Genomic DNA, 19,030 nt, shown 5'->3' with positions numbered 1-19,030 from the left:
TCATCACGCCGAAAAGCAGGATGGTTGCTGGAACTCCTGCTCGCGGAACGCAGCAAACAACTTGTAATAAGGAGGTTTGCACCGACCAAACATGCGCGATCTGCCCGTCCGACTTCTCGTGCCAAGTCGAAGCCGAAGACAATATTCGTTTACAATCAATCAGAATCGGTAGGTCGCCCCGATCACCGGCCCGGATTGATGGAACTCGAAATCATTGCCGCTGATCTCATGGTCGAAGGCGATATAGCGATATCCGCCACGGATCACCCATCTGTCATTGATGGCATAATCTGCCGTCAACAGAACCTGCCACGTTTCGCTGTCACTGCGGAAGCCACCATAATCAATGAACCCGGTTCCCGTCCATTTGTCGGAAAAAACGTAACGTATTCTTGCGCCAATGACCGGGTCTACCCAATCGTCGTCAACAACGGTCGTGCGCCCAGGTGCCGAACCGGACGTTAGTGTGAAATTGGTTTCGGTGCTGAACCATCTGAAACCACCGGCAATGTCCAGTTGAACGGAAGGATCTTCATAGACCCGATAGGCCACGTACCCACTGAGGAACTGGGTGGTGAATGATGTATCGAGAGTGGATCCAGACGGATCGGCACCACTGTTGCTGAAGGATAAATTTGTATAATTGTAGTCAGCCAGCAGGCTCCAACGCCCATTGGATGCCGCAAACGCGCCCATAAAGGCGAAATCCAGGTTGCTCAGAGCGTCAGAGAAACTCAACGTGCCGTCCAATGTCCCAGACGGGGTTTCGATAGACGTTTCCGTTTCAGGCATGAAAAGGTAAATCGTCGCTTCATAGGACCAATCGCTTTGCTGCGCGGAAGCGGTTGTGCCAAACGCCGCAACCAAGGCCAAACCCGCGCCTCTTATTGCCAATTCTGTTTTCATCTCGTCCCTCCAATATTTCAGATGTAATTCAGCTTTTTGGTGATCCAGAACAGGATTTCCGCCAACACACTGATTGCGCCCGCCTTGTCCGTAATTACCAGCGCCGTGCCGGAAGTCCCGAATGGAAAATCTTCGATATTGATCTGGTCCGGAACTTCGATCAGCACCGGATAGCTGGACACGCCAGCCAGATCGCGCAGTGAAGGAAGGCCCGTGCGCGAGTCAACAACGCCCTCTGCCGTTCCTACGGGCAACGATATGACGATCCCAGGTATTTCGCCGCCCGGCTGGATTCGCAGCGCAAGGCGGATCTGGTCGCCGACGGAAACGTTCATGCGACTTGATTGGGGCAAACTTGCGATCAGATGGCGGTCATCGGGGACAACAAAAGAGATCGCCCCCTGTGCGATAGATACACGATTTCCGGGACGCAGAGAAACGGCGGTGACAAAGCCGTCTTCCGGCGCGCGCACGACTGTTTGTTCCAGATTCCAAAGCGCCTGCGCCAAAGCCTGCTCAGCCTCGACCACACCGGCATCAATGCCGTCGATCTTGGCGGCAATCCGCCGCTCCAGACCGGCTTTGCGCGCCTCGGCCGCGCGCAGGCTTGCGGACAATTGATCGATGGCAGACACGGCTTCCTGCAACTGGAAGGTCGTCGATGCCCCCCGCTTTTCAAGATCGACAATGTCGTCACGGCGCTGGACGCCAAAGGTCAATTGCGCGGTGAGGGATTCAATGTCGGCTTCCGCCGCTGCCAGGTCGGACTGTAACTGATCTGCCGCAGAACGCGCGGTTTCAAGACTGGCTGTCAGCCGGGCGACTTCGATCCGAAAGGGTGTATCGTCAATCCGGAACAGCGGATCCCCTTTCGCGACCCGTTCGTTGGGGCGGACCGAAACGTCAACGACAGTACCTGACACATTGGGGGCAATGTTGGTGGCAACGCCCTGCACCGAAACAGGCCCTGTCGGTGTAGTGTGGTTGAGGGCACCGATTACAACCAGAGCAATGATTGCGGCACCCCCATAGACGACAGATTTCCAGAACCGGTTCCATGGAAGCAGCCCCAGCTTGGAAAACACCACCCAGATCACTCCGAAATAGAGACCTAAGACAATAAGCATATGTTTACTCCATTGCGCAGAGCTGCTGATACCAGCGGGGCGCAATATTTGTTTCGGATGCGGCCAAGAAGTACGCCAACGCTTGCCCTATTTGCGTGTCGATTTCGCGGCCGCGCATTTCTGTTGACGCGCGCGGCCTTGTTTCATTGTTGCGCCGCAGATCTTTTGACCATGAAAGCCTCGACTGCCTGTTGCGTTTCCGGCCGCAGGTTTTCTATTCCTTCATAAGGCATACCTGTGGCGGGGCCAGTATCGGGGAACAGCTCTTTTCTCGCCATGTGGCGTCCCAATATGCGGACGAACTCCTGCCCGCCCCAAGCACCAACTTCGGTCGAAACCGGGTACTTTTCATGCGTGTCGCGCATCACATCAAAGAAATCAGCAATGATCGCGTTTTGACCCGGCCCGGGAAGGTTGAGCTTCAGCTTGTCCTTGACGATCGCCTTTGGGGTACTCACCGAATAGATGATCACGTGATCACGCCGACCTTTGCTTTCATCTTGAAACAGGATCGAGGCTGATTGATCCACGCCATCAATCAACCGGTCCCGGGGAATATGCTGAACCGCACCGCCGAATCGAGCCAGCGTCGTATATAGATCAGACACATGAATAATGTTGTTGATCATGCTGTCTGGTTCAATCAGACCCGGCCACCTTATGAAAGCGTCCACGCGAACCCCGCCTTCGGTCGTATCGCCTTTGCCTCCGCGAAAGACCATTGGCGTAAAACCGGAGGCCGGTGAATATTTGGTGAAATGGCCGTTGTCGCCCATCAACACGACAATCGTATTATCCGCCACGCCAAGCTCGTCCATGCGCGTGAAGATTGCGCCCAAATACGTATCCAGCTCTTGCAGTTTGTCGGCGTACAGACCTCCATTGACGCTTTCCGGTCCGTCACGCCCGGCCCGCGTGTTGTCCAGCGGGATCATCGGCCAATACTGAAGGAAGAACGGCTCTGTACCGCCGGCCAAGCGTTCCAGTTCACTCAGGGTTTTGTCCTGAAATGCTTGGTTCATCTCATCATATTTGGCTGCGTTCCAACGCTCACCCGGCTCCATTCGGATCTCACGAACAGGTCCGCCGGCATTTCCTTCGATCACCGTGGCCATGGCCGATGCATCGGGGCGGAACCAGTCGTCGATCGTGTAGTCGTCGTCGAAATCTGCGATACCAACCGAAACCTGCTCGCGGATTGCATCGTCATTGAAAATCGTCAACTGACCCTGTTGATGAACGGCGTGCTGCGCATAGTCGAACCCCTGGTTCATTGCCCAGCTCTCGGCAATGTCGCCCATGTGCCACTTGCCGACATGCGAGGTTGCATATCCTTCGGCCTTCAGAACCTCGGCAAGCGTCACTTCCTCTCCGGGCAGACCGAAACCGGCGATGTCGACGGTCGTATCACCCATTCCGATCCGAACCGGCAGACGACCGGTTGTCTGGGCCACACGTGTCGGGGTGCAGGATGGCTCGGTATACATGCGCACCATGCGCATCGCTTCGTCAGAAAAATCGTTGATGTTCGGGGTACTGATGCCGCGTACCGCGTTCAATTCTGGGATACCCATATCCCCAAAACCGATGTCATCGACCAGAATACTGATGATGTTCGGGGGGTTGCCACCGTTTTCCTCTCGAAATGCCGCGAGAGCCTGATCAACGGCTGTATCGTCCTGTTCCCAGGCATCCTTGTTCTGGGCCTGAAGGATATAAAACTCGGAATCATGCGCAATGGGTGCATCCTGCGCGTAGGCAGGTGCGCTGATCGCCAGAGAACCCAGCAAAAACAACTTGAGATCCATTTCTTTAGGTTTCCTTTTTCCTTGGGTTTTCTTCTCGCTCCAGACCCTGTGCGATAAGATCGTGGGCGACACTGGAAAGCGTCTGACCGGTCAAATCCGCAAGACGCGTAAGCCTGTGACGCTGTGAGGGTGTAAGAAGGGTCACGATCCGTTCCGACCGCACTTCTGCTTTCGGAAGCGGAGGGCGACCACGTTTGGGCGCGGCAAGCGGATCTGGCAATTTCATTTGAACATATTCCTATGTTTCGACTAAGCTTTTCATGCAAACTACAGGGGAGATATTTTGCACCGCATCAAAAAATCGACAAAACTAGACTTGGCCCCGCCCGAAGCGCCCCGGTTTTTTGCGGCCACTTTCCGTGATCCGAACCAAATCGCCGCAATATCCAAATGGGATATGGATTTCCGTCAGATCGAAGACGGCGAAATGCAGGCGGATTTCAAGGTCAGATCCGGCCCGCTTATTTCCGTTATGAAGTTTGGTTTCTCGCGGCGTGTGCACCAGATCGGCGCGTCTCCGAAGGGGCACATCACATTTGGCATCCCTACCCATTCAAGACTGACGGACTGGAACGGTACCAGCATCGAAACGCCACCGTTTTTGTCCTTCGGCAGCGGCGATGAGTTCGACTGTATCAGCGACAGCGGGTTCGGCGGATATACGATGACCGTTGAATCTGAGAATGCGATGAAAATAAGCGAGAAGCTGGGGATCGCAGTCTCTGATACCGAATTCGGGGCATTTTTGTTGCCTGCAACGCCACCTGATCGCTCGGCTGCGCTTTTGAACGACATTCAGACTTTGTTGGCGAACCCAAATTCGTCAGAACAGGGCGAAACCCATTTGATCGAAGAGATACTGCGGATCGCTTTGGGGGGCGGGGCGGATCGCAGGGAACCGCGGATAAACCGAAAAGCGCTGGCACTTGCTGCGGCCATTGATCGGATGACGGCGACCCCGGACGAAAACGTCCCCATCAGCGAGATCTGCGGGGATATCAGCGTGTCATTGCGCACATTGGAACGCGCGTTCAACGAAAAATTCGGTATCGGCCCAAAGGCCTATTACACAAGGCTCCGCCTTAACAGGGTTCGAAGCCTGCTTGCAGAACAAGGCAAAGATCTGTCGATTTCTGACGCCGCAAACCGATACGGCTTTTGGCATATCGGGCAGTTCTCACAAGATTACAAAAAGTGTTTCGGCGAATTGCCATCAGCAACTGTCGATTGAAAACACTGGGCTTTGTGCTGTTTGTGACCATGGCCTTTCATCGAAGCAAATCCGAAACCGCGCGAAAGCTCAGCAGGTCAGGCCCGGGCCGTATTACTTTTCAGGGTCATGCGCCGTCATGATCCACAAAATCTTGCTCAACTCTCGCGACTTCGCTGCGGTTCAAAAACCGCTTACGCGTTCTATCAGCCAGTACATTGACACTGACCCGATGCCATAGGCGGTCAAAACCGTGGCATGTTTGCCAACCGGAAGCGCGATCAGCCGCCAGGTCGCCATCAGAAGAGCCAAAGCCGCAATAAAACTCAGTTGCCCGGCTTCGACACCGAGGTTGAAGGCCAGCAATGCCGCGGGAATATCGTCAGGGGGCAACCCGATATCTGCCAATGCCCCTGCAAAACCAAGGCCGTGCAAAAGCCCAAACCCGAAGCATACGATCCAGGGTTTCTGCTTTGAAAGCCGGAACCGTTCTTCGCCGCCTTTGACGATCTCCATCGCCAGAAAAACGATGGACAGTGCGATAACGGCCTCGACCGGTGGTCCGGGAACATTCAAAACGCCCATCGTTGCCAGCGCCAAGGTTATTGAATGCGCAAGTGTGAACGCTGTTACGGCTCCGACAAGTTTCCATGGATCGCGGACCAAAACAAACAGCGCGAAGACAAACAGAAGGTGATCCCAACCTTCCAATATGTGTTCAAAACCCAACCGGGAATATGCGGCAAACACTGACCATGTCGACTGTTCAGAAGGTATGATTTGGGCATTGATATCCGGTGTAAAACGAAGGGTAGAAGGTTGAGCATCAACGGGATGCACACGCGCCAGCACATCGTTTCTTTGAGTCTCAAGGCCCTCGATGGCAATGGGTTGGCCCGCGATACCCGCCTGGCATTCGACGACCCAGGACGAAACCCACCCTCGACCGTCGGATATGGGATCCGGGCCACGCGCCGGAGTGCAGCCATCTGGCAAAATTGCGTCAATCGCCATCGGTTGGCCATTCACGTCGGGCTTTCGCCAATGAACGCTCCAGGTGTCAGAGGCAATTTGACGAATTTCCAGAAATCCCGGATCAAGCGCGTGCGCAGCAGCGAAATTTGCAGGCCACACAAACAGCAGCGCAAGCAGGAAGCAGATCAAAGCTCTCATTTGGCTGGGCCTGAAAGATCGGGGGCCACAATCTCGTATTTTTCGGCCAGAGACTGATATTGCGCTTGCGCCAAGTCTTCACTCATCGCGCGGCGCCAATCCCGCAGCACCGCGTCGTGGATTTCAGCCAAAGGAGGTGTTCGGCTGGGCTCGACAGCAACGACCTCGACAAGGTGGATACCGTAACCTGACCGGATCGGACCCGTCCACTGACCTGTTTCGACCTCTGTGATGCTTTGCGAAAACCCTCCTCCAAAGACCGACTCGACAACCCGCGTCGCGGACAAAGGCATTGACGCCGGCAGCAAGGTCGAACCGCCCAGTTCGGAGATTTCCTGCTTGGCGCGCACGGTGGCCAGTGCTTTCTCGATTTCGGCCTCTCCGGGCTCCTCTCCAAGAAAGACCTGATTAAAGGCCACCATGACAGGCGTTGCATAGCGTTCCGCGTTTTCCTGAAGAAAAACCTCCAGATCTTCGTCATTCGGAACGATGGAAGTGGCAATGGCTTCGGTCAGATAATCCATTTTTTGGCTCAGCCGGGTCCTTATCAAGGGATCTCCGCGATCCAGACCAAGTTGTCTTGCCTCCCTGACCAGAACCTCTTCACGAATGGATGCGTCGACCAAAGCCTTCAGTTCCGAATCGCTTGGAGGGCGTTTCCACTGCGCTTCGAAACGAGCGGACAAAAGCGCCACGTCATCCTCGTCGAGTGTTATTTTCTCAAGATCTTCAACGCTCTCGCTTTCCGGTGCTACAATATGGAACCAAACAAAAATTGCCGCTCCAATCAAAAAAAAATGGAGCAGAGGTTCTTTAAGTACTCGCATCAAGCCTCCTGCGTGAAACGTGGCCAGATTGTTTGTTCAGATGTTGGCGTCATCGGGTCGGGTTTTGCATGATGATGCCCTCCGCGTGTTACAGTAACGCGGAGGACGCACCGAGGTAAGGTCATTAACTCGGCTTGTGTTCCAATCGCAGAACGGATCACTCTGCCGGGGTGTACCAGATCGGGGACGAATAGGCGCGTTCCTGATGCGTAAGCACTGCATCCTCGGGCAATTCGATACCGTATCTCAACTTGTCGTACAGGATCCAACGCGGCGTTGGAATTTCGATGGCGCGGACGTAGTAAAACGCGCGTGCATTCGGATCGAAATCCGGGTCTGACCATACGGTGACAAGTTCGGCCGTTCCGATTGTGTTGGTCCAGCTGGCAGTCTCCACGTCCACAGTGTTTCCAACCGCAGGGACTTTGCCGTTTTGATCGACCTCGCGGTTATCCGACCATGCGACGTCGTAGACCTTTTCCTGCAAGGCACCTTCGGAGTCGAGCCATCCCTTTATCACTTGAACACGGTCCAGATTGGCACCAACCGGGTCGCGCAAAGCGGCGATCAGGAAGCTTGGCGCAGCCTCGCCCTCGCGCGGGCGCAGGTCCGAACCCATTGGCACGCCTTTGGTATAGCCAACATTGGCAAGGAAACGAGTTTCAACGTCTGCTTCACTGAAATCCCATCCGCCAAAGAACCGTAGACCGATCCTTGGCCCGGTCGTTGCATAGGTTTCGCGGCGCTTGAACGCGTCAAAGATCGCCGCGCGCGTATTCTCAGTGGCCCAGACGGCCGTGTATCCGGAGGCGACAAGCAAATCGCCGGGAATTTCACCAAGGTCATTGGCTATGAACGGATGTTTGATACGCGAGGCTGAGGGCTCGACGCTGACGGATTTTCCAAAGAAGTTGTCTTCTTCGGCCGTAGCCAGAGAGGTATGGCTGTCCGTCGCACCCCCCATGCCGAATTTATAGGGGTTCACGCCAAACTTTTCTTCCAGCATCAAGCCGCGTTTCAATGCCTCTCGGGCGTATTCTCCGGCCAGCATGTCATCGGTTTTCAACTCGGTTATGTCCAGATTGCCGACGTCCCAGTTCTCGTAATCGGCAAATTCGTCATCCGGGCTCAGGAAAGGATGCGCTTCACCGTCGCCCTTTATCTGGGTGACTTCGTAATGGGGCTCCCATTTTGCGCGGTCCGCGACATATTCCTCGTCAACTTTGCCGCCGTGATACGTGTCTTCGGTTGGGAACATCCACCCATTCGACAGGTTCCCGTTATGGGCAAAGGCAACTGCACGCCCCCCCGTTTTTTCCTGGTACTCTTCAAGCCAGGCATAAAGCGCCTTTGGATCCGTATCACCGTAGGGCGGTTGCGTGACCGGCGGCACCATTTGAAGCGCCCTGATTGGCCCATCGCGCAGCATGACATTGCGGTGCAAGTTGAACCCTTTCGGTACCGAGGTCCATTCAAAGCCGATGAAAGCGGTAAAGGTGCCGGGGTCATTGTGCCGCTCTGCTGCCAGAACGATGTTTTCCCAGGTAAAGGCAAATGCATCGGCGCCAGGGCTGTAGGATTCCAACAGGATTTCCGGCAGTGTCATTTGCGAAAAATTGGTGATGATGTCGAAAGCCGCTTTACCGGCTTCTTCCCCGCCGGCCTTGTACCCCTCGTACCACTCCAGTCCTTTGGGATCAGAAAGAACGCCCGGCTTGCCAGCCTGCAAATCCGGCGCGAACCCCATCAGGTCCGTGTGATCCGTGAGAACCATCCAATCCAAGGGTCGTGACAGTCTTACAGGCTGACCCGTCGAAGAAATGACCTGCTCACCCTTGGCGAAACGCCACGCCTCATCCGGCAGCAAGGTGTTCCCGAAAGCACCCGCATCCAGCGAAAGCCCGGTGTGAAGGTGAGTGTCTCCCCATAATGGGCGTTCAGGAAATGTGCGTTGGGCGTAAGGGGAATAGGGCTGATCAGAAAACAATCCCTCGGCAGCATCTTCGCTGGGTACGGCGTCGGCACCAACAACAGCAGGGACCAATACGAGTGAGATTATGCAAGCAGATTTCCGAAACAAAGTGACCTCCCAGTTCAGGAATACTTAGCTGTGAGGGCGAATTTCATCGCGCCATTATTATATTCCCATTTTCTTATATCACATTCTATTGGCCAAAGGGTTTTTTTAATCTGAGAGCTGCAAACCCGCGCAATCAGGGAATTCGGCGAAAGCCCTTAGGGAGATCGCTAATCGTGTTCACCTGACAAGACTCGTCGGATCATCTTATCTGATAGTAAAATGAAAGCTTCCGGCTGACGCCCCCAGGCGGGCGCGGGAAAGGTGCGGCGGTTCGAACCTGTTCTTTGGCTGCGCGCTCTATTTCCGGCGAGCCAGAGCTTTCGACGACATCAACCCAAGCCAATGAACCATCCGGGTCAATCTGGAAAAACACCCGCGCATAGCCACGACCGGCAACGTAAACGATTGGCGCCCTGTTCAGATGAACAAGAACCTGACCCGCATAGTTCGTGGTGTCCGAATTTCCCGGCCCCCGCCCGCCTGAACGGGTGCCGCCCCGGTTTTGTCGGAAGGCGTCGACACCCTCTCTTTGATACGTCGCCAGAGGTGATTCAATCGTCTGTTCCGGAAATCTCAGAGCATCAAAGTTGCTTGACGGATCCAACGCACCCCGCAGAGTGGGTTGCGGGCGTCGGTCTGGAAGGCGAGGCCGCAATGACGTGGCCACGGCCTGTTCGGATCCGTCCACGCTTGCATCGGGTACGGTCAGTTCGGCGTCGTCATCCAGAGGTTCCGACGCTTCTTCTGGTATTACAGGTTCAAGTGGGGACGTGTTTTCCGGAACAATAGGAGCCACCTCGACCGGTAACGCGGCAATCTGTTGCTGTTCCTCGGACACCGGTTCTTCGGCAGAAGAAGGCTCAACCGGAGCAACCGCCTCTTCAATCGGCACCTCGGGTGTTTCGGCCAACGCTTCGGGCCTTGCCGACACAGCGCCTTCAGCTTCGGCGGCTTCGCCTTCGTCCTTCAGGTTCTGGTCTACAGGGTCCACGACAACCTCATCCGGCGCCCTCGGCTGGATAATCGTTGAATCCCCGGTATCGGGCGTGAACGTCTCTTGCGGATTCGGCGAGGCCACGCGGGCATCACTTGTCGGAACTTCTGCCTCCTGCGGCTGGGTTGGCGGTTCCACCGGAGAGGTTGGCGGTTCATCCGGCGCAGGCGGTACGGGTTCGATCGTGGTATCGGCCAACTCTTCGAACGCGTTGCTGAGTTCGATCGTGTCGGTACCGGTTTCCCCGGAAGCCGGGTCTGACAAATCTGGTACAGTGACAATCAGGCCGATCAGATGCACCAGTACGGAAATCGAAATTGCAATGATTGCAACAAAAACGGACCGCCTGATCATTCGAGGGCCTGTTCGGTCACCAGAAAAACGGTTGGCGCACCCAACCGGCGCAAACTGCTGGTGATCTCCATCAATCGAGAGGCCGACGCATTCCTGTCTGGAACGATCCGCACGGGCCCCGAGTCATGCGCGGCCATGAAAGCTTCTGCCTCGATCGGATTGCCGCGAAAACTCAATGTCCCGTCCCGATGAAGAACAAGCGCATCCGGCGGCTCGCGACCGTCAAGATCCGCAGTATTCACCAGATCCAGATCGGGATCCAATGGCGGTGCAATCGTACCCGTAATCAGAAAAAAGATCAGGATCAGAAAGACGACGTTGATCAGCGGAATTGTGGAATCGCGATTTCGACCGGGTCGGATGTAACGGATCATTGCCTCACTCCAACACCCTGACTGTTAAACCTTCGCGCCCGCGCAACGGGACAAGCAGGTCCACAAGACGTTGCGCGGTTGTCCCGGTATCAAGGCTTACCAGCACCTGACCGGCCTGGGCCTGATCGAACAATTCCTCAAGCGACAGGGGTTGGCCGTTCAGGACAACACGTGTGGGGCCAAGTTGCACGAAAAGGCGTTCGGGCGGCGTAGCGTCGGCATTCCCGCCTGTGGCGGCGCTGCTCAACTCGATCTCGCTGAACCGCGAAAACGTTGAGGACAGCATGAAAAACAGCAAAAGCAGAAAGATCACGTCGATAAGCGGCGTCATCGACATGCGCCGCCGCACAAAAGGTGCAGTGTTACGCATGTTCTGGGGCGACCGGGACCTGTGCCGCCGCCTCTGTGCTTTGGATGGAATGACCGGGAACCAGAACCGTACGCAGTGCCTTGTCCGCAAAAACACGCTCGCGTGCGGTTCGGCTTTCAAGCCAGGACAAAACCATCGAAGTTGGCATCGCAACGGCCAGACCAACGGCCGTGGTGATCAGGGCCACCCAGATGCCGCCGGCCAAAAGTGACGGATCAACCGATGATCCAGCGGATTGCAAGCTTTGGAATGCACTGATCATACCCAAAACCGTACCAAAAAGACCCAGCAAAGGCGCCAACTGCGCCACGGTGTCCAGCAAACGAAAACCACGTTCCAGCCCGGCAAGCGCCAAACCCGCTTCGGCATCCAGCCGGTCATCGGCCCCCGGAACACCAGATGCATTCATCGCCGCGCCCACAATAGGGGCAAGATAGCTGCTGCTGTCCGCCAGCCTGGCGCGCGCGGCACTGTGATCTCCTGCGTCCCAGGCCGCCAGAGCTTCAGACAGCACCTTGTGCCGCCCGACACCGCAGGCTGCAAATTGCCAAAGTTTGTAGAGGGTGACCGCCAGCGTCAAAACCGACATGGCGATCAATATCGCCACCACCGGCCCGCCGAGGTCAAAAATCTCACGAAGTGCGGCTACAGGGCTCATCCCAACAACTCCATTTCCACCCTGCTGCTCAGCGTGAGGGTGCTGTCGCATATGTCACTTTCGGTACCATCCACGACGCAGGAGTTCGCGCCGTTGATCAAGGCTTGTCCAACTGCGTCACATGTTCTGTTGGAAAGGTCGAACTGGCGCACCCGGGGCCGGTCGGCGGGCAGATCGCGAAAATCGAAAAGTGAAAGGTTCAACACACCACCTTCGGTGTCGAAAATGACGGTTTCGAACACGGCACCGTCGATCGGCTGCCCGGTTTCATTCTTGACCAGAAACGTCAACCTGCACGCGCTGGCGACATCCTCGGCCGAGTTCAGCTCCACAAAGAGCCGTGCAGCGGAATCGGATTGTGCAGACGCTGTGGACAGCAAACAGCCAGAAAACATGGCCGCGACCATAATGCGACGAAACAGCATGAACAGACTCCGTGTTGCAGCGCTGGAACAATCGGGCAGCGACCGTCAGCTTGCCCATCTGCGTTTCTACCAGAGGGACATGTCACATTAAAGAGCCGCGAAGGGTGGCAAAAAAGAGCCGCGAAGGGTGGCAAAGTAAAAGGGTCGTCAGCGCGTGTTGATATACGTACGTTCACGGCAAGACATACGGTGCGCAATCAGAATTTCAACTGCGCACAAAGCTGCTCAGCGCATCTGGACAACCAGCAAGTTGATGTCGGATCTAATTTGAAAAGTCGCACTTTTTCCAAACAGGTGCTTAAGCCGCAACAAAAGGCGCGAAACTGCGCTCGATCCAGTCTTCACAGAAAATCACTCAAAGCGGTTTTTGAACGTCGTTTTCACTTAATTCTTGCTAAAAGCGCGAAAAAAAATGCATATTTGTCTACATTTTTAATGCATATGAATGATAATAACATGCTTTTTGAGAGGCAAGCGTCGAGCACAGCGCGGTTTCCGTGCTTTAAAGCCCATTGGGGGAAGGGGTTCGAGTTTGTCGTTGTTAAAGATTGTAATGGTTCTTTGCGTTGTCGTGGCCATACCGTCGCAGACCATCGCCAACATCGGAAAAATTATTAGCGTCAAACAAGGCGCCCAAGTTGTTCGCGCGGGAAAAGCACAACCCGTTTATTCAGGAATGGAGGTTGCGTCCGGCGACGCGCTCAGCACTGATCAGACTGGCGTAATCCAAATCGTTTTTGTGGATGACACCAAGATTGCCATTGGCCCCAACGCACGCATGGTTCTGGATGTGTCCATGTTGCGAAATAACCGCAAAGCCAAGAGCTTTGCCGTTCAGGCTTTGGGTGGCAGTTTTCGGTTTATTTCCGGGAAAAGCCGAAAAAGAGCTTACTCGATCAGGACTCCCTCGGCGACAATGGCCGTGCGCGGCACCACCTTCGACATGTGGATCGTGTCGGAAAAACAAAGCGCGATGCTTGTCCTGCAAGGTACGGTCCGCATGTGCGGCAGTCAGGGCGCGTGCAGATCTTCGGGGCGTCAATGTAGCATGTTCGCAACAAGCGTAGACGGAGGAGTAGGACGGCCTGCCGATCAGGCACAATACGAACAAGCGCTGAAAAGCGGGTTTCCATTCGTTCAGTCCCAGGAAGGGCTGCTGCCCCCTTTGCAGGTACGCGTTGAAGGGTGTTCAGGTGATGGAGCGCCCATACGGCGCATCGAGGCGGACCGGTCGGAAGCCCGTAGGGACCCTCCTCAGCAGCGCGAAGCGCAGAATACGGTCTCTGGCCCTTCGCCTTCCGCGAACAATGAACCGGCAAGAGAAGAACCGGACCATGCAGAACCCGAACGCGAAGAACCAGAGCAGGAAGAGCCCGACAGAGAAGAACCGGAGCAGGAAGAACCTGAACCGGAAGAACCTGAACATGAGGAACCCGAACGGGAAGAACCGGAACCTGAGGAGCCCGAACGGGACGAACCAGAGCGGGAAGAAACTGATCCGTAATTGCTCGGGAATTGCTGTTGAACACGCAGTTCCAGTTCCATTTGTCTGGAGGATGGTGTGAGCGACAAGGCGCGGAAATCCAGGAACGGGCGATGGGCCTTCCGCCTCGTGGGGCTGGGTCTGATCCTTTTGGGTTGCTTCATCCGGGCGTGGGATCCGTACCCGGTTCGAATGACGCGCCTGATCTATTTCGACGTTTTGCAAAGACTGTCGCCGCGGGAGTTCCATCCCGAACTCCCCGTGCGCGTCGTGGATATCGATGAGGCCTCGCTTGCCAGCTTTGGACAATGGCCCTGGCCCCGCACTTTGGTTGCGCAGTTGGTTCAAAATCTGGGTGACTACGGCGCCGCGACGATTGCGTTCGACATGCTGTTTGCTGAACCTGACCGGTATTCGCCGTCTCGCCTTCTGAATGATCCATCGCTGGCGGGCGTACTGACTGTGGAACGCCATGCCGAAAAGCTGGACAACGATGTCTTGCTTGGGATGGAAATGGCCTACTGGCCCGTGGTGCTGGGCGTGGCCGCGCGATTGTCGGCCAAAGGTGAGCCCATTGCGGCCAAGGCCGGAATCATTGAATTCGGGGAAAGCCCCACCGAGGGGCTGATCTCGGTTCCGCATTGGACGCCGATCGCGCCACCATTGGATCGGGCGGCGGCGGGTGTCGGCGGGGTCAATGTCTCGCCCATCGGAGGAACCGGCATCGTAAGACGGGCGCCGGTTCTCTGGAACGGTCCGGACGGTCCGCTGCCAAGCCTTGCCGTCGAAGCCCTCAGGGTCGCCCTGGGTGAGACCAGCATCTTCGTGGAAGGCGCGCCTGACGAGGCTGGCATCATGCTGGCCGTCGAAATCGCCGGATACCGTTTACCGACAACCGAGAATGGCGAGCTTTGGCTGAAGTACCGGCGGGACAGCCCCGACCTTTACATTTCAGCCAAGGATGTCCTGGAAGGTACTGAAGACCCCGGGCTGCGATCCGAAATCGAAGGAAGAATTATCCTGATCGGAACCTCAGCTGCCGGTTTGTTCGATATTCACCAGACGGCACTTGGCGAAAGCGTCCCCGGTGTTTCAATTCATGCCCAAATGATCGAGCAGACTCTGACCGGGGAAATGCTCAGCCGGTCTGACATAACCGCAGCACAGGAACTGCTTGCCTTTGCGTTTCTCGGGCTTGTGGTGATTGCGGTCATGTCCAGCTTTGGTGCCATCGCATCCTTCATCGCCGGTGGCATAGCCGCCGCAGCCGTTCTTGCCATCAGCTGGCTGGTTTTTCAAAACCAATCCATCCTGTTCGATGCCACTTTTCCCCTGATTGGAGGCATCGCAAATTTCGGTCTGCTGGCGGGGTATCTTTTTGTTTCGACCGAGCGTGAAAAGCGCCAGATTCGAAAAGTCTTTTCGCATTACGTGGCCCCGGAAATCCTTGATGAAATGGAGAATTCGGGCCACCAGCTGCAATTGGGCGGAGAAAGTCAGGCAATCACCGTGATGTTTTCGGATATCCGGGGATTTACCGCTCTGTCCGAGTCCGCGTCGGCAACGGAACTTGTATCCTTGTTGAACGCGCTGTTTTCCAAGCTTGGAGATCAGATCCTGCATGAGCGTGGCACGATCGACAAGTTCATCGGTGACGCCATCATGGCCTTCTGGAACGCGCCTTTACCCGTCGCGGACCATCCATGCCGCGCAGGGCTTGCCGCACTCAGGATGCGGCGTGCTCTGGCACAGTTCAATGCATCCGAGATCATGCGGAACCGAAAGCCGATAGCGCTGGCAACCGGAATCGCCACGGGACAGGCCTGCGTCGGCAACATCGGATCGCAAAAACGGTTCAACTATACGGTTATCGGAGATGTCGTGAATGTTTCGGCACGGATCGAACAATGTTGTCGAACGGTCGAGTATGACATTGTCGTCTCTGACGCGGTGTATCAAGCCGGGCGCGATGACCTGGCGTTTTTGCAGGCAGGCCATGTTGACCTGAAAGGCAAAGCCAACCCAGAGCCCGTTTTTGTTCTGGTTGGAGATTCAGCTTTGCGAAAGACGGACGCGTTCCAGGAACTCGTTGCACGGCACGGTAAGTTGATCGCAGCATTGAGAACCCGAAAACCGCAGGGCGACATCCTGCGCATGTGTCAGCATTGCGAAGAACTTGCCGCAGATATCGAACCCGGATTGCGCCAGTTCTATCGCGCTTTGGCGGGTCGCGCGGCCGATTTCCGCGCAGTTTCATCATCCGGGCCTGTCATGTTCACCCGAAACACCAGAATAGCCGGTGGTGTTTAGGCGGCGCTGCATGGAAAACTCGGCTGACTACGGCCCCCAAAGCCCTGCGTCAGTCCGTGTCACGCGAGACGCGCACCCTGTGCGTCGAAGCGATAGACCCTGCCTGGGGAATATCCAAATCGGATGCTCTGACCGGCTTCAACCTGATGCTGCCCGAACAGGCGCGCGGTGATCTGGTGATCCTGCATCATGGCAATCACGTTGGTATCACCGCCCAAATGCTCGACATGGGTGACGTTTGCGACCACCGGACCGTCGTCAGACAAAAACAGGTCTTCCGGCCGGATACCCGTTGTAATGTCTGCGCTTTCGCCGATCATGCTGGCAGGAAAGAAATTCATCGAAGGCGCCCCAAGAAAACCGGCCACGAACTGGTTCGCGGGATTGTTGTAAAGCTCCATCGGGCTGCCGACCTGTTCCACACGCCCGTCGCGCAGAACGACGATTTTATCGGCAAGAGTCATTGCCTCGGTCTGGTCATGGGTCACGTAGATCATCGAAGCGTCAAGCTGCCGGTGCAGGTTCGCAATTTCCAACCGTGTATTCATACGCAGGGCCGCATCGAGATTGGACAGAGGCTCGTCGAACAGAAACAGCTTTGGTTCCCGGACGATGGCACGACCGATGGCGACGCGCTGGCGCTGACCACCGGACAGTTCGGAAGGATACCGGTCAAGGTAAGGTTCAAGGTTCAGCATCTTGCTTGCCCTTTCGACACGCTCGTCGATGATCTGCCTGCTCTGGCCCTCCTGTTTCAGCGCCAATGACATGTTCTTGCGCACGTTCAAGTGGGGATAGAGAGCGTAACTCTGGAACACCATCGCGATACCGCGTTTCGAAGGCGGGGTGAGATTCATGAGCTCTCCGCCGATGCGCACTTCGCCCGACGTCACATCCTCGAGCCCCGCGATGACACGCAGAAGGGTGGATTTGCCACAGCCCGAGGGGCCTACGAAGACAACGAATTCGCCCTCGTCAACGTCGATGTTGATATCCTTTAGGACCTCGACGGTGCCGAAGGATTTATTCACGTTTTGCAGCGTCAGGGCGGTCATGTGCGTGTCTCTTTCAGCGATATGGGTTGGCCGGTACGGATGCTTTCATCAGCGGCCAGACAGATGGCCAGCGATTGCACGGCATCGTTCATGTGGCGGGTCAGATCGATATCTTCGGCGATGGCGCGCAGCATATAGGCTTGCTCGGCATCGCAGAGTTGCTGATGGCCGGGCTCATCCGGCATTTCGATTGTCCGGTCGCCGTCAGGGCGGTGGACCAGAAGGCCGCCAACCTTGGTGTGGCCGTCGATATCCGCGGATGCGCCCTTGTTGCCATCCGTGATTGAAACCGATCCGTTGGGTGACACGATATCTTTCACGAAAAAGGCGGTCTCGGACATCATCGGGCCCCAGCCGGCCTCGTACCAGCCGACCGAGCCGTCTTGGAAAATCACTTGGAACTGGCCGTAGTTATACATGTCTTCGGCAATCTCATCGCTCAGGCGCAGGCCCATGCCATGCACGCGGACGGGATCGGAATCGGTGATCTGGCACATCACATCGACGTAATGCACGCCGCAATCGACGATAGGCGATGTCGTCTGCATCAAGGCCTTGTGGGTTTCCCATTCGGCCCCGCTGCTTTGCTGGTTCAAGTTCAGACGGAAGACATACGGCCCGCCAAGATCGCGCGCCTCCGAGATCAGTCGCATCCATGAAGGGTGGTGCCGCAGAATATATCCGATCACCAGTTTCCGGCCGGTTTCCACTGCTTTTGCGACCACGCGTCTGGCGTCCGCAACCGTCGTGGCCAGTGGTTTTTCAACAAAGACATGCGCACCTGCTTCCATTGCGGCGCAGGCAAAATCTGCGTGGCTGTCGGAATAGGTTGCGACGACGACCAGATCGGGGTTTGTCTCGGCCAGTGCCGCCTGAAAATCCGAATAGGCCAGATAGCCTGACAGGTCTGGATGGTCTACTTGACCTGTGCGGTTGACCAGCCCCACGATCCGTGCGTCGGGGTGGCGATGATGGGCCAAGGCATGGCTCAGGCCCATGTTGCCAAGACCAGCGATCAGAACCCGGGTCATTTGACAGCTCCTGAAGTGATACCGCGGATCAGCTGGCGCGAGAAGATGACGTAGAGCACCAGAACCGGCAGGATCGCCATGCTGAGCGCGGACAGAACCGCGTTCCAGTCGGTGACGAACTGGCCAATGAAGACCTGGCTGCCCAACGTCAGGGTTTTGGTCTCTTCAGCGGGTGCCAGGATCAAGGGGAACCAGAGATCGTTCCAGATCGGGATCATGTTGAACACGGCGACGGTTGCCATGGCAGGCCGGACCAGAGGCAGCACCAACCGGAAAAAGATCGTGTATTCCGAAAGCCCATCGATGCGCCCTGCATTCTTCAGGTCATCACTGACTTGGCGCATGAACTCGGACAGGATGAACACCGCCAGCGGCAAACCCTGTGCCGTATAGACGAAGATCAGGGCCCAGAGCGTGTTCACAAGCCCTGTGGCGACCATCATCTCCAGGATCGCCACGGTGCCGATGCGGATCGGAATCATGATCCCAAGCGCCAGATAGAGCCCCATCAACATGTTGCCCTTGAACCGGTATTCGCTGAGGGCAAAGGCGGCCATGGCGCCGAACAGAAGGATAAAGGCCAGTGAAACCACGGTGACGATCAGCGAGTTCTGAAAGTAGAGAAAGAAATCCCCCTGCTTCATCACCGTCTGGTAGCCGATCAGGGAAAAGCTTTCGGCATCAGGCAAGGCAAGCGGCTCGCGAAAGATGGCACGGCGCGTTTTGAAGCTGTTGATGATGATCACGAAAACCGGGAACAGCGCGATCAACGTGTAAAGGATCAGCGCACCATGCATTGCGGCGGTGTTTAGTGGACTCGAGCGTGCCTTGTTCATTGCAGAGCC

General features: G+C 56.1%; 18 protein-coding genes. 3 read left to right on the top strand and 15 right to left on the bottom strand.

Going from position 1 to position 19,030, the window contains the following annotated elements; all coding sequences use genetic code 11:
- Positions 1–159: 159 nt before the first annotated feature.
- From ACR0C6_RS10540 to ACR0C6_RS10525, 4 genes are all read right to left on the bottom strand, one after another.
- Complete coding sequence (locus ACR0C6_RS10540; protein ID WP_480619180.1) at positions 160–906, bottom strand: outer membrane protein; 747 nt, start codon at positions 904–906, stop codon at positions 160–162.
- A gap of 17 nt (positions 907–923) precedes the next feature.
- Entirely contained in the window at positions 924–2,033 is a 1,110-nt protein-coding gene (locus ACR0C6_RS10535; RefSeq protein ID WP_480619178.1) for an HlyD family secretion protein, read from the bottom strand.
- Between the two features lie 143 nt (positions 2,034–2,176).
- Positions 2,177–3,841, bottom strand: coding sequence for a sulfatase-like hydrolase/transferase (locus ACR0C6_RS10530; RefSeq protein ID WP_480446970.1), 1,665 nt, complete (start codon positions 3,839–3,841; stop codon positions 2,177–2,179).
- 4 nt (positions 3,842–3,845) lie between these two features.
- A complete protein-coding gene (locus tag ACR0C6_RS10525) occupies positions 3,846–4,067 on the bottom strand; it encodes a hypothetical protein (RefSeq protein WP_152460509.1) in 222 nt (73 codons plus the stop codon).
- Positions 4,068–4,157: 90 nt separating this feature from the next.
- On the opposite strand from ACR0C6_RS10525, the gene ACR0C6_RS10520 reads away from it, so the two are divergent.
- On the top strand, positions 4,158–5,072 hold the full coding sequence (locus ACR0C6_RS10520; RefSeq protein WP_480619176.1) for an AraC family transcriptional regulator: 915 nt from the start codon (positions 4,158–4,160) through the stop codon (positions 5,070–5,072).
- A 162-nt stretch (positions 5,073–5,234) separates the two neighbouring features.
- On the opposite strand, the gene ACR0C6_RS10515 is transcribed toward ACR0C6_RS10520, so the two are convergent.
- From ACR0C6_RS10515 to ACR0C6_RS10480, 8 genes are all read right to left on the bottom strand, one after another.
- Entirely contained in the window at positions 5,235–6,224 is a 990-nt protein-coding gene (locus ACR0C6_RS10515) for a HupE/UreJ family protein (protein ID WP_171229426.1), read from the bottom strand.
- On the bottom strand, positions 6,221–7,051 hold the full coding sequence (locus ACR0C6_RS10510; RefSeq protein ID WP_480459119.1) for a peptidyl-prolyl cis-trans isomerase: 831 nt from the start codon (positions 7,049–7,051) through the stop codon (positions 6,221–6,223). The genes ACR0C6_RS10515 and ACR0C6_RS10510 overlap by 4 nt, the downstream gene beginning before the upstream one ends.
- Positions 7,052–7,208: 157 nt before the next feature.
- The gene (locus tag ACR0C6_RS10505) at positions 7,209–9,095 is read right to left on the bottom strand and encodes a DUF3604 domain-containing protein (protein WP_480446967.1); all 1,887 of its coding nucleotides are present in this window, start codon (positions 9,093–9,095) and stop codon (positions 7,209–7,211) included.
- Positions 9,096–9,330: 235 nt separating this feature from the next.
- Entirely contained in the window at positions 9,331–10,479 is a 1,149-nt protein-coding gene (locus tag ACR0C6_RS10500) for an energy transducer TonB family protein (protein ID WP_480446966.1), read from the bottom strand.
- Positions 10,476–10,853, bottom strand: a complete 378-nt coding sequence (locus ACR0C6_RS10495; RefSeq protein ID WP_152460515.1) for an ExbD/TolR family protein — start codon at positions 10,851–10,853, stop codon at positions 10,476–10,478. Before ACR0C6_RS10495 ends, ACR0C6_RS10500 begins: the two co-directional genes overlap by 4 nt.
- A gap of 4 nt (positions 10,854–10,857) precedes the next feature.
- A complete protein-coding gene (locus ACR0C6_RS10490; protein WP_480446965.1) occupies positions 10,858–11,223 on the bottom strand; it encodes an ExbD/TolR family protein in 366 nt (121 codons plus the stop codon).
- Positions 11,216–11,881: a MotA/TolQ/ExbB proton channel family protein gene (locus ACR0C6_RS10485; protein ID WP_480446964.1), complete on the bottom strand. Its 666-nt coding sequence runs from the start codon at positions 11,879–11,881 to the stop codon at positions 11,216–11,218. Before ACR0C6_RS10485 ends, ACR0C6_RS10490 begins: the two co-directional genes overlap by 8 nt.
- Positions 11,878–12,306, bottom strand: a complete 429-nt coding sequence (locus ACR0C6_RS10480) for a hypothetical protein (protein ID WP_480619173.1) — start codon at positions 12,304–12,306, stop codon at positions 11,878–11,880. Before ACR0C6_RS10480 ends, ACR0C6_RS10485 begins: the two co-directional genes overlap by 4 nt.
- Before the next feature lie 553 nt (positions 12,307–12,859).
- On the opposite strand from ACR0C6_RS10480, the gene ACR0C6_RS10475 reads away from it, so the two are divergent.
- Both ACR0C6_RS10475 and ACR0C6_RS10470 read left to right on the top strand, forming a co-directional pair.
- Positions 12,860–13,810 (top strand): FecR family protein, encoded by a 951-nt coding sequence (locus ACR0C6_RS10475; RefSeq protein ID WP_480619171.1) that lies wholly within the window; start codon positions 12,860–12,862, stop codon positions 13,808–13,810.
- A 57-nt stretch (positions 13,811–13,867) separates the two neighbouring features.
- Positions 13,868–16,099 (top strand): CHASE2 domain-containing protein, encoded by a 2,232-nt coding sequence (locus ACR0C6_RS10470; protein ID WP_480446960.1) that lies wholly within the window; start codon positions 13,868–13,870, stop codon positions 16,097–16,099.
- A 59-nt stretch (positions 16,100–16,158) separates the two neighbouring features.
- Here the strand turns inward: ACR0C6_RS10470 and ACR0C6_RS10465 are convergent, their stop codons facing one another.
- Genes ACR0C6_RS10465 through ACR0C6_RS10455 form a run of 3 tightly spaced genes read right to left on the bottom strand, consistent with a single transcriptional unit; the run spans position 16,159 to position 19,021 of the window.
- Entirely contained in the window at positions 16,159–17,154 is a 996-nt protein-coding gene (locus ACR0C6_RS10465; protein ID WP_480446959.1) for an ABC transporter ATP-binding protein, read from the bottom strand.
- On the bottom strand, positions 17,151–18,185 hold the full coding sequence (locus ACR0C6_RS10460) for a Gfo/Idh/MocA family protein (protein ID WP_480446958.1): 1,035 nt from the start codon (positions 18,183–18,185) through the stop codon (positions 17,151–17,153). The genes ACR0C6_RS10465 and ACR0C6_RS10460 overlap by 4 nt, the downstream gene beginning before the upstream one ends.
- Complete coding sequence (locus ACR0C6_RS10455) at positions 18,182–19,021, bottom strand: carbohydrate ABC transporter permease (RefSeq protein WP_480446957.1); 840 nt, start codon at positions 19,019–19,021, stop codon at positions 18,182–18,184. The genes ACR0C6_RS10460 and ACR0C6_RS10455 overlap by 4 nt, the downstream gene beginning before the upstream one ends.
- Positions 19,022–19,030: the final 9 nt, after the last annotated feature.

The sequence above is a fragment of the Ruegeria sp. AL12 genome (assembly GCF_056540885.1).
The sequence above is the reverse complement of the archived record's forward strand: the minus strand, read 5'-3'. Positions and strand labels throughout refer to the sequence as shown.

Excerpts from the sequence above, each read along its gene's own strand:
- ACR0C6_RS10490 (WP_480446965.1), bottom strand. The coding sequence starts at position 11,223 with ATGCGTAACACTGCACCTTTTGTGCGGCGGCGCATGTCGATGACGCCG.
- ACR0C6_RS10525 (WP_152460509.1), bottom strand. The coding sequence starts at position 4,067 with ATGAAATTGCCAGATCCGCTTGCCGCGCCCAAACGTGGTCGCCCTCCG.
- ACR0C6_RS10530 (WP_480446970.1), bottom strand. The coding sequence starts at position 3,841 with ATGGATCTCAAGTTGTTTTTGCTGGGTTCTCTGGCGATCAGCGCACCT.
- ACR0C6_RS10515 (WP_171229426.1), bottom strand. The coding sequence starts at position 6,224 with ATGAGAGCTTTGATCTGCTTCCTGCTTGCGCTGCTGTTTGTGTGGCCT.
- ACR0C6_RS10455 (WP_480446957.1), bottom strand. The coding sequence starts at position 19,021 with ATGAACAAGGCACGCTCGAGTCCACTAAACACCGCCGCAATGCATGGT.
- ACR0C6_RS10500 (WP_480446966.1), bottom strand. The coding sequence starts at position 10,479 with ATGATCAGGCGGTCCGTTTTTGTTGCAATCATTGCAATTTCGATTTCC.
- ACR0C6_RS10535 (WP_480619178.1), bottom strand. The coding sequence starts at position 2,033 with ATGCTTATTGTCTTAGGTCTCTATTTCGGAGTGATCTGGGTGGTGTTT.
- ACR0C6_RS10485 (WP_480446964.1), bottom strand. The coding sequence starts at position 11,881 with ATGAGCCCTGTAGCCGCACTTCGTGAGATTTTTGACCTCGGCGGGCCG.
- ACR0C6_RS10540 (WP_480619180.1), bottom strand. The coding sequence starts at position 906 with ATGAAAACAGAATTGGCAATAAGAGGCGCGGGTTTGGCCTTGGTTGCG.
- ACR0C6_RS10495 (WP_152460515.1), bottom strand. The coding sequence starts at position 10,853 with ATGATCCGTTACATCCGACCCGGTCGAAATCGCGATTCCACAATTCCG.
- ACR0C6_RS10475 (WP_480619171.1), top strand. The coding sequence starts at position 12,860 with ATGGTTCTTTGCGTTGTCGTGGCCATACCGTCGCAGACCATCGCCAAC.
- ACR0C6_RS10465 (WP_480446959.1), bottom strand. The coding sequence starts at position 17,154 with ATGACCGCCCTGACGCTGCAAAACGTGAATAAATCCTTCGGCACCGTC.
- ACR0C6_RS10510 (WP_480459119.1), bottom strand. The coding sequence starts at position 7,051 with ATGCGAGTACTTAAAGAACCTCTGCTCCATTTTTTTTTGATTGGAGCG.
- ACR0C6_RS10480 (WP_480619173.1), bottom strand. The coding sequence starts at position 12,306 with ATGCTGTTTCGTCGCATTATGGTCGCGGCCATGTTTTCTGGCTGTTTG.
- ACR0C6_RS10460 (WP_480446958.1), bottom strand. The coding sequence starts at position 18,185 with ATGACCCGGGTTCTGATCGCTGGTCTTGGCAACATGGGCCTGAGCCAT.